The sequence below is a fragment of the Citrobacter sedlakii genome, from assembly GCF_018128425.1.
GTDB lineage: Bacteria > Pseudomonadota > Gammaproteobacteria > Enterobacterales > Enterobacteriaceae > Citrobacter_A > Citrobacter_A sedlakii.
This window is the reverse complement of the sequence record NZ_CP071070.1, coordinates 3210119-3222745: the sequence shown is the minus strand read 5'-3', so window position 1 is coordinate 3222745 and position 12627 is coordinate 3210119. Positions and strand designations below refer to the sequence as shown.

13 protein-coding genes are annotated in these 12627 nt (G+C 54.9%); 6 read left to right on the top strand and 7 right to left on the bottom strand.

Annotated elements, in window-relative coordinates; genetic code table 11:
- Window positions 1-8: 8 nt before the first annotated feature.
- The 4 genes from entE to entH are packed head-to-tail and all read left to right on the top strand — an operon-like array spanning window position 9 to window position 3658.
- Complete coding sequence (entE, locus tag JY391_RS15385; RefSeq protein ID WP_211935808.1) at window positions 9-1616, top strand: (2,3-dihydroxybenzoyl)adenylate synthase EntE; 1608 nt, start codon at window positions 9-11, stop codon at window positions 1614-1616.
- Window positions 1617-1629: 13 nt separating this feature from the next.
- Window positions 1630-2487, top strand: a complete 858-nt coding sequence (locus tag JY391_RS15380) for an isochorismatase (protein WP_211934562.1) — start codon at window positions 1630-1632, stop codon at window positions 2485-2487.
- Entirely contained in the window at window positions 2487-3242 is a 756-nt protein-coding gene (entA, locus tag JY391_RS15375) for a 2,3-dihydro-2,3-dihydroxybenzoate dehydrogenase EntA (protein WP_042285615.1), read from the top strand. Before JY391_RS15380 ends, entA begins: the two co-directional genes overlap by 1 nt.
- A gap of 2 nt (window positions 3243-3244) precedes the next feature.
- Window positions 3245-3658 (top strand): proofreading thioesterase EntH, encoded by a 414-nt coding sequence (entH, locus tag JY391_RS15370; protein ID WP_211934561.1) that lies wholly within the window; start codon window positions 3245-3247, stop codon window positions 3656-3658.
- A gap of 37 nt (window positions 3659-3695) precedes the next feature.
- Here the strand turns inward: entH and JY391_RS15365 are convergent, their stop codons facing one another.
- The 3 genes from JY391_RS15365 to JY391_RS15355 are packed head-to-tail and all read right to left on the bottom strand — an operon-like array spanning window position 3696 to window position 6006.
- Window positions 3696-4808: a M20 family metallopeptidase gene (locus JY391_RS15365; protein WP_042285608.1), complete on the bottom strand. Its 1113-nt coding sequence runs from the start codon at window positions 4806-4808 to the stop codon at window positions 3696-3698.
- A 14-nt stretch (window positions 4809-4822) separates the two neighbouring features.
- The gene (locus tag JY391_RS15360) at window positions 4823-5287 is read right to left on the bottom strand and encodes a YjiG family protein (protein WP_042285605.1); all 465 of its coding nucleotides are present in this window, start codon (window positions 5285-5287) and stop codon (window positions 4823-4825) included.
- The gene (locus JY391_RS15355) at window positions 5287-6006 is read right to left on the bottom strand and encodes a nucleoside recognition domain-containing protein (protein ID WP_042285602.1); all 720 of its coding nucleotides are present in this window, start codon (window positions 6004-6006) and stop codon (window positions 5287-5289) included. The genes JY391_RS15360 and JY391_RS15355 overlap by 1 nt, the downstream gene beginning before the upstream one ends.
- A gap of 301 nt (window positions 6007-6307) precedes the next feature.
- On the opposite strand from JY391_RS15355, the gene cstA reads away from it, so the two are divergent.
- Window positions 6308-8413, top strand: a complete 2106-nt coding sequence (gene cstA / locus JY391_RS15350) for a pyruvate/proton symporter CstA (RefSeq protein ID WP_211934560.1) — start codon at window positions 6308-6310, stop codon at window positions 8411-8413.
- Window positions 8414-8468: 55 nt separating this feature from the next.
- A complete protein-coding gene (locus JY391_RS15345; protein ID WP_042285592.1) occupies window positions 8469-8666 on the top strand; it encodes a YbdD/YjiX family protein in 198 nt (65 codons plus the stop codon).
- A gap of 74 nt (window positions 8667-8740) precedes the next feature.
- Here JY391_RS15345 and JY391_RS15340 read toward each other — a convergent pair whose 3' ends face one another.
- The 4 genes from JY391_RS15340 to dsbG form a co-directional block, all read right to left on the bottom strand.
- Complete coding sequence (locus tag JY391_RS15340) at window positions 8741-9358, bottom strand: IbrB-like domain-containing protein (RefSeq protein WP_042285588.1); 618 nt, start codon at window positions 9356-9358, stop codon at window positions 8741-8743.
- Entirely contained in the window at window positions 9343-10566 is a 1224-nt protein-coding gene (locus tag JY391_RS15335; RefSeq protein WP_211934559.1) for a phosphoadenosine phosphosulfate reductase, read from the bottom strand. The genes JY391_RS15340 and JY391_RS15335 overlap by 16 nt, the downstream gene beginning before the upstream one ends.
- Window positions 10567-10716: 150 nt before the next feature.
- The gene (gene citR, locus JY391_RS15330) at window positions 10717-11619 is read right to left on the bottom strand and encodes a DNA-binding transcriptional repressor CitR (RefSeq protein ID WP_200033663.1); all 903 of its coding nucleotides are present in this window, start codon (window positions 11617-11619) and stop codon (window positions 10717-10719) included.
- 204 nt (window positions 11620-11823) lie between these two features.
- A complete protein-coding gene (gene dsbG / locus JY391_RS15325) occupies window positions 11824-12570 on the bottom strand; it encodes a thiol:disulfide interchange protein DsbG (RefSeq protein WP_200033671.1) in 747 nt (248 codons plus the stop codon).
- Window positions 12571-12627: the final 57 nt, after the last annotated feature.

The window sequence follows — 12627 nt, the reverse complement described above, 5'->3', positions numbered from 1 at the left end:
GAGCGATGATGAGCATTCCTTTCACCCGGTGGCCTGACGAGTTTGCCCGGCGTTACCGTGAAAAAGGGTACTGGCAGGATCTGCCGCTGACGGACATTCTGACCCGCCATGCGCAAAACGACAGTACGGCGGTGATCGACGGCGAGCGCCATTTGAGCTATCGCCAGTTGAATCAGGCGGCGGCGAATCTCGCCAGCAGTTTACGCCGTCAGGGCATCAAGCCGGGCGAAACCGCGCTGGTGCAACTGGGCAACGTGGCCGAACTGTATATCACTTTCTTTGCCCTGCTGGAGCTGGGCGTGGCGCCGGTCCTCGCCCTGTTCAGCCATCAGCGTACCGAACTGAACGCTTACGCGAAGCAGATAGAACCCGCGCTGTTGATTGCTGACCGCCAACACGCGCTGTTTGCGGGCGATGATTTCCTGAATACCTTTGTGGCGGAGCACAACACTATTCGCGTGGTGCATCTGCTTAATGATCACGGCGAACATTGCCTGCAGGCAGCGATTGACACCCCGGCGGAGGCGTTTACCGCCATGCCGTCCCCTGCCGACGAGGTGGCTTATTTTCAGCTTTCCGGTGGCACCACCGGGACGCCGAAGCTGATCCCGCGAACCCATAATGACTACTACTACAGCGTGCGCCGCAGCAACGAAATTTGCCGCTTCACCGCGCAGACGCGTTTTTTATGCGCGATTCCGGCGGCGCACAATTATGCGATGAGTTCGCCGGGGTCGCTGGGCGTGTTTCTCGCCGGGGGAACCGTGGTGCTGGCGGATGATCCGAGCGCCACGCTGTGCTTTCCGCTGATCGAAAAACACCAGATTAACGCCACGGCGCTGGTGCCGCCTGCGGTCAGCCTGTGGCTTCAGGCGATTAACGAATGGGGCAGCAACGCGCAGTTGGCCTCGCTGCAACTGTTGCAGGTGGGCGGCGCGCGTCTGTCCGCGTCGCTGGCGGCCCGTATTCCGGCGGAGATCGGCTGTCAGCTCCAGCAGGTGTTTGGCATGGCGGAAGGGCTGGTGAATTACACCCGCCTTGACGACAGCCCGGAGCGAATCATCAACACCCAGGGACGTCCGATGTGTCCGGATGACGAAGTGTGGGTAGCGGACGCCGACGGTAATCCGCTGCCGCAGGGCGAGACCGGACGGCTGATGACCCGCGGTCCGTATACCTTCCGCGGTTACTTTAAAAGCCCTGAGCACAACGCCAGCGCATTTGACGCCAACGGGTTTTACTGTTCGGGCGACCTGATTTCCATCGATAAAGACGGATACATCACCGTTCAGGGACGTGAAAAAGATCAGATCAACCGCGGCGGCGAGAAGATCGCCGCAGAAGAGATCGAAAACCTATTGCTGCGCCATCCGGCGGTAATCCATGCGGCGCTGGTCAGCATGGAAGATGAGCTAATGGGCGAGAAAAGCTGTGCGTATCTGGTGGTGAAAGAACCCCTGCGCGCCGTCCAGGTGCGTCGATTCCTGCGCGAGCAGGGCGTCGCGGAATTTAAGCTGCCGGACCGTGTAGAGACCGTCGAGGCGCTGCCTCTGACGCCGGTCGGTAAAGTCGATAAAAAACAATTACGTCAGTGGCTGGCTACGCGCACGGCCTGAAGGAGAACACGCAATGGCAATCCCAAAATTACAGGCATACGCGCTGCCGGGCGCGCAGGATATTCCGACCAACAAGGTGAACTGGGCCTTTGAACCCGAGCGCGCGGCGCTGTTGATTCACGATATGCAGGATTACTTTGTCAGCTTCTGGGGGGAAAACTGCCCGATGATGGCGCAGGTTATCGCCAATATCGCCGCCCTGCGGGAATACTGTAAAGCACATCACATTCCGGTCTATTACACCGCCCAGCCGAAAGAGCAGAGCGATGAAGACCGCGCGTTGCTCAATGATATGTGGGGGCCGGGCCTGACCCGTTCACCGGAGCAGCAAAAGGTGGTGGATCTGTTGACGCCGGATGAGGCTGACACGGTGCTGGTGAAATGGCGATACAGTGCGTTTCACCGTTCACCGCTTGAACAAATGTTGAAAGAGACGGGGCGTAACCAGTTGATTATCACTGGCGTGTACGCGCATATCGGCTGCATGACCACCGCCACCGACGCCTTTATGCGTGACATCAAGCCGTTTATGGTGGCGGACGCGCTGGCGGACTTTAGTCGCGAAGAGCACCTGATGTCGCTGAAGTACGTCGCAGGACGTTCCGGCCGGGTGGTGATGACGCAGGATCTGCTGCCCGCGCCAGTGCCAGCCAGCAAAGATGCGCTGCGCGCCCAGATCCTGCCGCTGCTGGATGAGTCCGATACGCCGATGGATGATGAGAACCTCATTGATTACGGTCTGGATTCGGTGCGGATGATGGCGCTGGCGGCGCGCTGGCGCAAAGTACATGGCGATATCGACTTCGTGATGCTGGCGAAAAATCCGACGATTGACGCCTGGTGGACACTGCTTTCACGCGAGGTGAAGTAATGGCCGGGTTTGACTTTCAGGGCAAAACGGTGTGGATTACCGGCGCCGGTAAGGGCATTGGTTATACGACCGCGCTGGCGTTTGCGAAAGCGGGCGCACAGGTCACCGGTTTCGACCGTGAATTCGCGCTGGACGACTACCCGTTCGTCACCGAAACGCTGGACGTGGCGAATGCAGGGCAAGTGGCCGAGGTGTGCCAGCGTTTACTGGCGCAAACCGAACGACTGGACGTGCTGGTGAACGCCGCCGGGATCCTGCGTATGGGGGCTACCGATGCGCTGAGCGCCGACGACTGGCAGCAAACCTTTGCCGTCAACGTCGGTGGGGCGTTTAATCTTTTTCAACAGACGATGGCGCAGTTTCGCCGCCAGCAGGGGGGAGCGATTGTCACCGTGGCGTCCGACGCCGCGCACACCCCGCGTATCGGCATGAGCGCCTACGGCGCGTCAAAAGCGGCGCTGAAAAGCCTGGCGCTGACCGTTGGGCTGGAGCTGTCGGGTAACGGTGTGCGCTGTAACGTGGTGTCGCCTGGCTCCACTGATACCGATATGCAGCGCACGTTATGGATTAGCGACGATGCTGAACAACAGCGCATTCGCGGCTTTGGCGAGCAGTTTAAGCTCGGTATTCCGCTGGGCAAAATCGCTCGTCCGCAGGAGATCGCTAATACCATTTTGTTCCTTGCTTCCGATCTGGCGAGCCATATCACGCTGCAGGACATCGTGGTGGACGGCGGTTCGACGCTGGGAGCATAACGATGATCTGGAAACGTCACTTAACGCTGGATGAACTGAATGCCACCAGCCAGAACACGATGGTGGCGCATCTGGGGATCTTCTACACCCGCCTGGGCGATGAGGTGCTGGAAGCGGAAATGCCGGTCGATGCCCGCACTCATCAGCCGTTTGGCCTGCTGCACGGCGGCGCGTCAGCGGCGCTGGCGGAGACGCTGGGCTCGATGGCGGGCTATCTGATGACCCGGGACGGTCAGTGCGTAGTGGGGACCGAGCTGAGTGCCACCCATCATCGTCCGGTCTCTCAGGGAAAAGTACGCGGCGTCTGTCAGCCGCTGCACCTGGGGCGCCAAAGTCAAAGCTGGGAGATTGTGGTGTTTGATGAGCAAGGGCGGCGTTGCTGCACTTGTCGGCTGGGAACCGCGGTGCTAGGTTAAGATAAATACCCCTCCCTGTGCAGAGAGGGGTTGACGCTTACAACTGCGACACGATGCGGCGTAATAAGCGGATCCGCGGCGCGATCGAGGCGATATCCAGCCATTCTGCCGGGCTGTGGAAACCCGCCCCGACCGGACCAAGACCGTCCAGCGTCGGAATGCCTAACGCGGCGGTATGGTTGGCGTCGCTGCCTCCACCGACGGCCTGCCAGGTAATCGCAATACCTTCTTCTTTACCCGCCTGCTCCACGAGGGCCATCAGCTCGCCCGTCGCTTCACTTGCCGCCATCGCCGGTTTGTGATTGACCTGAACGAGCGTGGTGGTGACCCCGTCAAGGAAGCCGCGCTCGCACATCTCCTGCAACGCCTGATGGACGCGGGCATCTTCGTCGTTTTGCCAGAAGCGTACGTCGAGTTCGGCAAAGGCGCTGTCCGGCACCACGTTAGCAGCGCTGCCGCCGCGAATGACCCCTACGTTAAGCGTCGTTCCGGCGCGGCTGTCGGCGAGGGCATTGATCGCGACAATACTGTTCGCCAGAGCGGTAATCGCCGAGCGTCCTTTTTCCGGTTCGTTACCTGCATGGGCGGCAACGCCGGTGAAGGTCAGGTGATAACCTGCCATTCCCTTACGCGCCTTCACCAGCGAGCCGTCGGCGCGCGCTGCTTCGCAGACCAGCACGCAGCGTGATTTTTTCGCCAGTTCGCCAATCCATTCGTGAGAATAGACGCTGCCGGTTTCTTCATCGGGATTCATGGCGACCGCGATGCTCAGGCGTTCGCGATGTTCCGGCGCCAGCGTGCGCATTGCCCAGAGGATGTTCAGCAGGCCGCTTTTCATGTCAGAGACGCCAGGACCATACAGTCGGTTTTCATCGCGGCTCATCGGGCGTTCGGCCACGGTGCCAGCCGGGAAAACGGTGTCCATATGCCCGACCATCAGCACGTCGAATTTTTCGGCGCCCGGTTTATTGGTGACAAACAGGCCGGGACCGACCTTGTCGCCCAGATCGACGGACTCGACGTGCCAGCCCTCCTGCAGCCAGAGCTGGCGGATGATGCCGGCAACCTGCGCGACACCTTCAAGGGTGGCGGTGCCGCAGTCCACGTTGACCAGGGTTTCCAGTTCGGCAAAATACGTTTCAAGATCCATACATCGTCCTTAATTCAGAGAATGATGCGCATCAGCAGCATCGCGATAAAAGCGTTGACGATCGAAATGACGATCATCAGCGGAATGCGTTTGGCCTGGGTGCCAATCACCCCGAGGATACGGCCCAGATATTGCACCTGCGAGCCCATCAGATAGATAGCCGGAGCGAGGATCGCCAGATGTTCGCCGCTGATGATCCCCTTATCGAACAAACCGATAGCGACGCCAATGCCGCCGCCCATCGACATCCAGCCGCCGATCAGTACGGCGGCGGCTTCGCCGGGTAAACCAAACAGCCCCATCAGCGGAGCGAAGACCATGCCCATGCCTTTCAGCGCGCCGGTGATCTCCAGCGCCTTGATGATAATGAAGGCCATCACGACATTGGGCAATGTGCTGCTGGTGGCGATGTTCCAGCCTTTACGCGCGCCTTCAACGAAGACATCGGTAATAACCGGTTTAGCATTTTGGGCGCTCATCAGGCTTCTCCTTTTTCCGCGGTGACGGCAGGGGCTTTTTTCCCGCTGAACGTCAGGATCAGGCGCATCAGGTTAGCGCCGAAAATTTTCATTACGAACATCACCATGATGCAAACGCCGATAGACGTTGGGACCGCGGGCGTACCGTCCATCGCCATCAGCGTGAACAGGATCGCGCCGGAGGAGAAGAAGTTGGTGATCATTGCGCCGGCGGAAAACTGGAACATCGCGAAGATATCTTTCTCTTTTTCCGTAATCTGTCCTTCATCGGACAAATTGCGGGTCAGTGAAGCTCCTACGTCAGTGCTTTGCAGGCTGCCGATCATCGCCAGTCCGGTGTTGCCAGGGATCCCCAGCAGCGGGCGCAGCAAGGGCGTTAACAGGCGGCGCGCGGCGCGCAACGCGCCATAATGCTCCAGAACGTTGATCATGCCGAGGGCGAACATCACCGCCGGAATGAGGCCCAATGCGAATAAAAAGCCATCCATCGCGCCGTTCCCCCCCACGCCGCGAAAGGCGCTGGTGGTGGTGGTGATCGCGTCGCCTTGCTGACTCACGCCGCTCACGACGCGTCCGAACGCGCCGTTGAGCGTGGTGAAGTCAAAGACCCCATACCACTCTTTTCCACCCAATAACCCGGAAAAAAAGACGGCGGCAAACGCCAGGGCGAAATACGCGCCGGGTCCTGTTCTTTGCTCCTTTACCTCTGTACTACTCATTTCCTTCTCCTTGTAGATATGCGTTTAGCCCACTTATTCTGACGATGTAAGCAATTAAAAAGATGATTCAAATCATTTCATTGGCGGCTACAACGGTGAGGAAACAAAAATTGTGAGCTGTAAAAAAAGTTTCACTTTTTGTGCGGTTTTCCTGCGGATAGTGATCCGCTTAACAATGCAATGTAAATATCAGGTGATGGTTCAGGTTTATTAGGTTGTCAGGTTGTTAAAACTGAAAAAGATGTTATAGAAACAAAATGTAACATCTCACTTCTCTGGAACATGCAAACGGATAACAACCATGAATAAATCAGGGAAATACCTCGTCTGGACAGTGCTCTCGGTTATGGGGGCGTTCGCTCTGGGCTACATTGCATTAAATCGTGGGGAACAGATCAACGCGCTATGGATCGTGGTGGCGTCGGTCTGCGTCTATCTCATTGCCTACCGTTTTTACGGCCTGTACATTGCCAAAAATGTGCTGGCGGTTGACCCGACGCGCATGACGCCCGCCGTGCGTCATAACGACGGGCTGGACTATGTGCCGACCGACAAAAAAGTGCTGTTCGGTCACCATTTTGCGGCGATTGCCGGGGCAGGGCCGCTGGTGGGGCCGGTGCTGGCGGCGCAGATGGGTTATCTACCGGGAATGATCTGGCTGCTGGCCGGGGTGGTACTCGCCGGGGCGGTGCAGGACTTTATGGTGCTGTTTGTCTCGACCCGGCGCGACGGGCGTTCGCTCGGCGAACTGGTGAAAGAGGAGATGGGGCCGACCGCCGGGGTCATTGCGCTGGTGGCCTGTTTTATGATCATGGTGATCATCCTCGCGGTGCTGGCGATGATTGTGGTGAAAGCGCTGACTCACAGCCCGTGGGGGACGTATACCGTGGCGTTCACCATTCCGCTGGCTATCTTCATGGGGATTTATCTGCGCTATCTCCGTCCGGGACGCATTGGCGAAGTGTCGGTGATTGGGCTGGTATTCCTGGTGTTTGCCATTATCTCCGGCGGCTGGGTCGCGGAAAGCCCAACCTGGGCGCCATACTTTGACTTTACCGGCGTACAGTTGACCTGGATGCTGGTGGGGTACGGCTTCGTGGCGGCGGTGCTGCCGGTGTGGCTGCTGCTGGCGCCGCGTGATTATCTCTCCACCTTCCTGAAGATCGGCACCATTGTTGGCCTGGCGGTAGGGATTTTGATCATGCGCCCAACCCTGACCATGCCTGCGCTGACCAAATTTGTTGACGGTACGGGGCCAGTCTGGACCGGTAATCTGTTCCCGTTCCTGTTTATTACCATTGCCTGCGGCGCGGTGTCCGGGTTCCATGCGCTGATCTCCTCGGGCACCACGCCGAAGATGTTGGCGAATGAAGGACAGGCCTGCTTTATCGGCTATGGTGGGATGCTGATGGAATCCTTTGTGGCCATCATGGCGCTGGTTTCCGCCTGCATCATCGATCCGGGCGTCTACTTCGCAATGAACAGCCCGATGGCGGTTCTGGCTCCAGCCGGAACCACGGACGTGGTAGCGTCTGCCGCGCAGGTGGTCAGTAGTTGGGGCTTTGTGATTACGCCGGATACGCTGAACCAGATCGCGAACGAGGTCGGCGAGCAGTCGATCATTTCCCGTGCGGGCGGCGCCCCGACGCTGGCGGTGGGGATGGCGTACATTCTCCACGGTGCGCTGGGCGGGATGATGGATGTCGCCTTCTGGTATCACTTCGCGATTCTGTTTGAAGCGCTGTTTATTCTCACTGCGGTGGACGCCGGGACGCGCGCTGCACGCTTTATGTTGCAGGATCTGCTGGGCGTGATCTCGCCGGGGCTGAAGCGTACCGATTCGCTGCCCGCTAACCTGCTGGCGACGGCGCTGTGCGTACTGGCCTGGGGTTACTTCCTGCATCAGGGGGTTGTCGACCCGCTCGGCGGCATTAACACCCTGTGGCCGCTATTTGGTATCGCCAACCAGATGCTGGCGGGCATGGCGCTGATGCTTTGTGCGGTGGTGTTGTTCAAGATGAAGCGCCAGCGTTATGCATGGGTGGCGCTGGTGCCCACCGCGTGGCTGCTGATTTGTACTCTGACCGCCGGCTGGCAGAAAGCCTTCAGTCCGGATGTGAAAGTGGGCTTCCTGGCGATCGCCAATAAGTTCCAGGCGATGATCGACAGCGGTAATATTCCGGCGCAGTACACCGAATCGCAGCTGGCGCAGTTGGTATTTAATAACCGTCTGGATGCTGGGTTGACGATCTTCTTTATGGTGGTGGTTGTGGTGCTGGCGCTGTTCTCCATCAAGACCGCGCTGGCGGCGCTGAAGGTGGACACGCCGACGGCGAAAGAAACGCCGTACGAGCCGATGCCGGAAAACGTGGATGAGATCGTCGCGCAGGCGAAAGGCGCGCACTAAGTTATGCATCACCCTCTCCCGCACCGGGGGAGGGTGTTTCTGTTAAGGGGGAATGATGTTTGATACGCTTTCGAAAGCCGGTAAATATCTGGGGCAGGCGGCGAAGCTGATGATTGGCGTACCGGATTATGACAACTATGTTGAGCATATGCGGGTGACGCATCCTGAGCAGACGCCGATGACCTATGAAGAGTTTTTCCGCGAGCGTCAGGATGCGCGATACGGCGGGAAGGGCGGCGCGCGCTGCTGCTGATGCTCATCCTGACTTCTGTGGCTGGGGCTGTGACTTCCTGCGCCTTGTAGGATGCTGAGCATCAGTCGTTCTGCTTATTTCACCGTCCAGGCCTTCGAGAATCGACGATTGGCGAACAGCTCCTGCAGACCGTTGATCTGTTTCAGGCGCAGCACTTCATCGTCGTCCATGCCCAGCTCTTTGCCTATTTTAGCGTCGTCCCAGCCCAGTAACGCCAGTTCGCGGACAATTTCTGACATCGCGTGGATCTGATGGCGCCCCCTTGCCCGGTTATGGCGAATGGTGGCCGCCATCCGATCGTGGCGTTCGCCTTCCAGGCAGGTAATGGGTAAATACCCTTTCAGCCGTGTTTTTAGCGCCGCCCGGCCTTTGCCCAGCTCGTGACGGTGAAAGCCATCGACAATTTCATACTCTTCTTCACTGGCCTGAGATACCACAATGGGTTGGGTGAAACCATCCTCTTCAATGGATTTCAGCAGCAGTTTCTTTTCCGGTGGCGCGACGGTATTAGGGTTGTAATCATTGGGCGCGATATGCTCGTTTTTGATCCATAAAACGCAGTCTACCGGTTGGTCGCGAAACGGGCTGACGCGATGAATGGCCATTCTGAATTCGTTGATGGCTTTAATGCGCTCTTCTTCGGACAACGCAGAAAGAAAGTGCGTGAGTTCCTGTGTTAGTCGTTGTTGCATAAAATTCCCCACTCTTTACGTTTTGCTTTCATGCGATCGCTGTAACGTTGGTAACTCTTTGGCTTCGTCGGACTGAAAGAGAGCGCCCGACACCAGTAATCATTATTCAGTAAAACCTTACAGATGCGCCGCCAGGACGGAATGTCTTTCGCGCCAATATCACCCGCCTGGGTTTCCGGGATCTCCCCGTCGCCTTTTTTCTTATACCACTGCAAATAGACGGCGATTTTGTTTCGGTAATGCTCTGCCGTTTTCTCCGGCATGCTTTGCAAGAGCAGCATGGCGTACTGCTGCCAGCTTAAATGGTCGGGCTTGAGGATCTTCCGATGCCCGTAAAAATGATTGTTTTGTCCGGCGTATATTCCGCCGCTTCTGACGCCGCTGACGCGTTCGCACATAAGCGCCCATCTTTCAGGTTCAATAACATGATACAGCCACAGTCCCTGGCGTTGTTCAGGGCCAAACGGTTCGCAAATGCGCATATAGCGAGCCGGAACGCCAGCCTGATACATCAGGTTATAAAGCGGATTGCAGGGCAGTTTTGTTTGTGCGAACCAGGTCCAGATATCCGCGGTTTTCCAGTCATATATCGGGTAGATATACCAGGTGTGTCCGCCCGGCGCGGCGGTGGTCCAGGGTTTATCATCGGCAAAACGTTGCTTACTCAGGCTGGCGATGGCGACAAAACGGTTATAGGACTCGTCTGCACGAATACCGACCATCATGGCGGCCGGGCGTTTATTAGAAAACCAGTCGGCGAATTCGCGTACGAATTGTTCAAACGTCATCCCGGACTGATAGAAGGAAAAATAGCCCGGGTCGGTAATCGCATCCGGCGGCGGCTGGCGCACCCAGCGGGTATTGGGTTCCCAGCATTGCCATTCTGGCTGGAATTGTGAGAGTGAATTTTGCGTCGTCAGGGGCAGCGCCACCCAATAGAAATCCTCAATGACGTCGGAATATGTCTGGCGCAGTGCGTCAATATAGTCGATGGTGCAGGAAAACTGCGCCTCCCAGTCAATAAACAGTATGCTAATTTTTTTGTTTAACTTGCGTGCAAGCTGTGCAGTTAAATGCAGCATGAGCCCGGAGTCTTTCCCGCCTGAAAATGAGACACAGACGCGTGGAAGATTCTCAAGGGTCCATGATATTCGTTCTTCTGCGGCTTCAAGAACGTTTTGATCTAAAGGAATCTTATAAACAGACATATAAAGCCTATCCCTGAACGGTAATATCAATAACATAATACAATAAGTATTATATACGATAGGCCGTTTGAGGGATTGTGCAAAATTCATATTTATTATGAATGTATTAGTGCTAAGTATTTATATAACAAATACTTAGCACTCAAAATCTTAAGCGTCATTATTCATCCGTGAAATCATCTCCGAAAACATCTTATTATTCATTGAGGAACGGTTATATAAGTAATAAAGCTGAACAGGTGGGATCGCAAAGGGATAATTGATTCGTTTGAATTGTAATAATGGTTGATAGAAATCGAATATGACTCTGGGTATAAAACCAATAATGTCAGTTGAAGAAATAACGTTTGCAATAGCAATTAGTGACTGGCTACGAAAACCAATTTTTCTCCCCTTAATAATATTCTCGGGATGTAGTTGATATTCTTTCACACCTGGATCATCATGGAGAAACAGCGTGAATTGTTCTTCTAAAATGTCTTCCAGGGAGGACTTTTCATTAATGCGAGGATGATCTTTGCTGCATACCAGAATGCAATCTACAGGATTAAAAGGTTTGCAAATAACTGAACGATTGTTCACTGGATATAAAGAAATGACCAGGTCAGCTTTACGATAGGCTAATAAATCTTCAGCCGACTCTTTGCTGGTGAGAATATCATGGTGTTCAATTTCTATGTTCGTATTCTGACGAACTTTCTTTATTAAATCCATAATACTTTCAGAAATAAGGAGTTGGGGGCCATAGATTATAAATCTTTTCCTGATTTCTGTCTCATGCATGATATTTATCGTCTGCTCAAGACTGTTTAGATTATTTTCCAGGTGGTGATGCAAGTTAATCCCCATTGTTGTGGGGGTAATGCCTTTACCAGCACGGATAAATAACGGATCGTTTAACTGCGTCCGCAACCGCTGTAGCGACTGGCTCACCGCTGAAGGCGTGATGTAAAGCGTTTCAGCCGCCTTACTGATGCTGAGATGCTGATAAATACATTCAAAAATAACCAACAGGTTAAGATCGAATTTTTTGAGATCGTAAAGGTTAGCCATGTTTTTTTCCTGTTTCCATTTCTAAGATGAAATTATCTGTTGCATGAATGTTTTAGGTGTTGTCACTGAATAAAATTTTTCAATGCAAACTTAAAGTGACATTTAGTATGGCTAAAGTAACACATTCCATTTTTTTTTGGAGAAGAAATTAAGAAGTATTGAGGGCGATTATGGTCAATTTAATTTTAATCACCCCACAAAATGTTAATGACTTTTCATCATGGTTTCCAGTTGCGCGTTATCAGGTAAACCGACGACCTGCTGCAGCACATTGTCCTTATTCATATAATAGATAGCAGGCGTCACGTTTGCGCCCAGATCGTCCATAATTTTTTGATGCATATTCAGGATCTTCATTTGTTCAGGCGGGACGGAGGCCGGCACGTTAAGTGGCATTTTGCCACCCGAGGCTTCATAGTCATGCCAGACTTTAGCCGGATCTTTTGCCGCCAGAATGGCGGCGGCGGTCGCCGGGCTTTCCGGCTTAATGACCCCGACAAGCAAAGTACGTAGCTGCACTTTTCCGGATTCCACCCACGGGCGGGCCTGCTGCCAGAACTGTTTACAGTACGGGCAGAAGGGATCGGCAAAGACGTACAGCACCACCGGCGCATCTTTTTTGCCATCCAGCAGCCACGTGGCTTTTTCCATCCGCTGCCAGATTTCCCGGCCAGCCGGGGCATAAATCTCTTTCTCGATCAGTTGATTGCTCAGATTGTCGCCTTTTTCATTGTACATATAACCCGAAATCGCCTGTTTTCCGTCCGGCGTCAGGTAGATAGTCACCCCCATGTCCTGGTATTTTCCCAGATACCCTTTCATCCCACCCGGCGCGTCGAAAGACTTGATGATAGTAATGCCTTGTTTTTCGATGGCTTTAACCGGCGCCGGAAGCTCTTCGCCATGAGCGAGAAAGGGCAGCAGGGTGAGCAGAAGCGTGCGTTTAAACATTTTTATTCCTTATAAATCCAATGCGTTACGAGCATGATGGGCAAACCTATCACAGCC

Bases quoted from the DNA above. Each gene is read 5' to 3' on its own strand.
- JY391_RS15345 (WP_042285592.1), top strand. From the start codon at position 8,469: ATGTTTGATACGCTTTCGAAAGCCGGTAAATATCTGGGGCAGGCGGCG.
- entA (WP_042285615.1), top strand. From the start codon at position 2,487: ATGGCCGGGTTTGACTTTCAGGGCAAAACGGTGTGGATTACCGGCGCC.
- dsbG (WP_200033671.1), bottom strand. From the start codon at position 12,570: ATGTTTAAACGCACGCTTCTGCTCACCCTGCTGCCCTTTCTCGCTCAT.
- JY391_RS15360 (WP_042285605.1), bottom strand. From the start codon at position 5,287: ATGAGCGCCCAAAATGCTAAACCGGTTATTACCGATGTCTTCGTTGAA.
- JY391_RS15335 (WP_211934559.1), bottom strand. From the start codon at position 10,566: ATGTCTGTTTATAAGATTCCTTTAGATCAAAACGTTCTTGAAGCCGCA.
- JY391_RS15380 (WP_211934562.1), top strand. From the start codon at position 1,630: ATGGCAATCCCAAAATTACAGGCATACGCGCTGCCGGGCGCGCAGGAT.
- entE (WP_211935808.1), top strand. From the start codon at position 9: ATGAGCATTCCTTTCACCCGGTGGCCTGACGAGTTTGCCCGGCGTTAC.
- entH (WP_211934561.1), top strand. From the start codon at position 3,245: ATGATCTGGAAACGTCACTTAACGCTGGATGAACTGAATGCCACCAGC.
- cstA (WP_211934560.1), top strand. From the start codon at position 6,308: ATGAATAAATCAGGGAAATACCTCGTCTGGACAGTGCTCTCGGTTATG.
- JY391_RS15355 (WP_042285602.1), bottom strand. From the start codon at position 6,006: ATGAGTAGTACAGAGGTAAAGGAGCAAAGAACAGGACCCGGCGCGTAT.
- citR (WP_200033663.1), bottom strand. From the start codon at position 11,619: ATGGCTAACCTTTACGATCTCAAAAAATTCGATCTTAACCTGTTGGTT.
- JY391_RS15340 (WP_042285588.1), bottom strand. From the start codon at position 9,358: ATGCAACAACGACTAACACAGGAACTCACGCACTTTCTTTCTGCGTTG.
- JY391_RS15365 (WP_042285608.1), bottom strand. From the start codon at position 4,808: ATGGATCTTGAAACGTATTTTGCCGAACTGGAAACCCTGGTCAACGTG.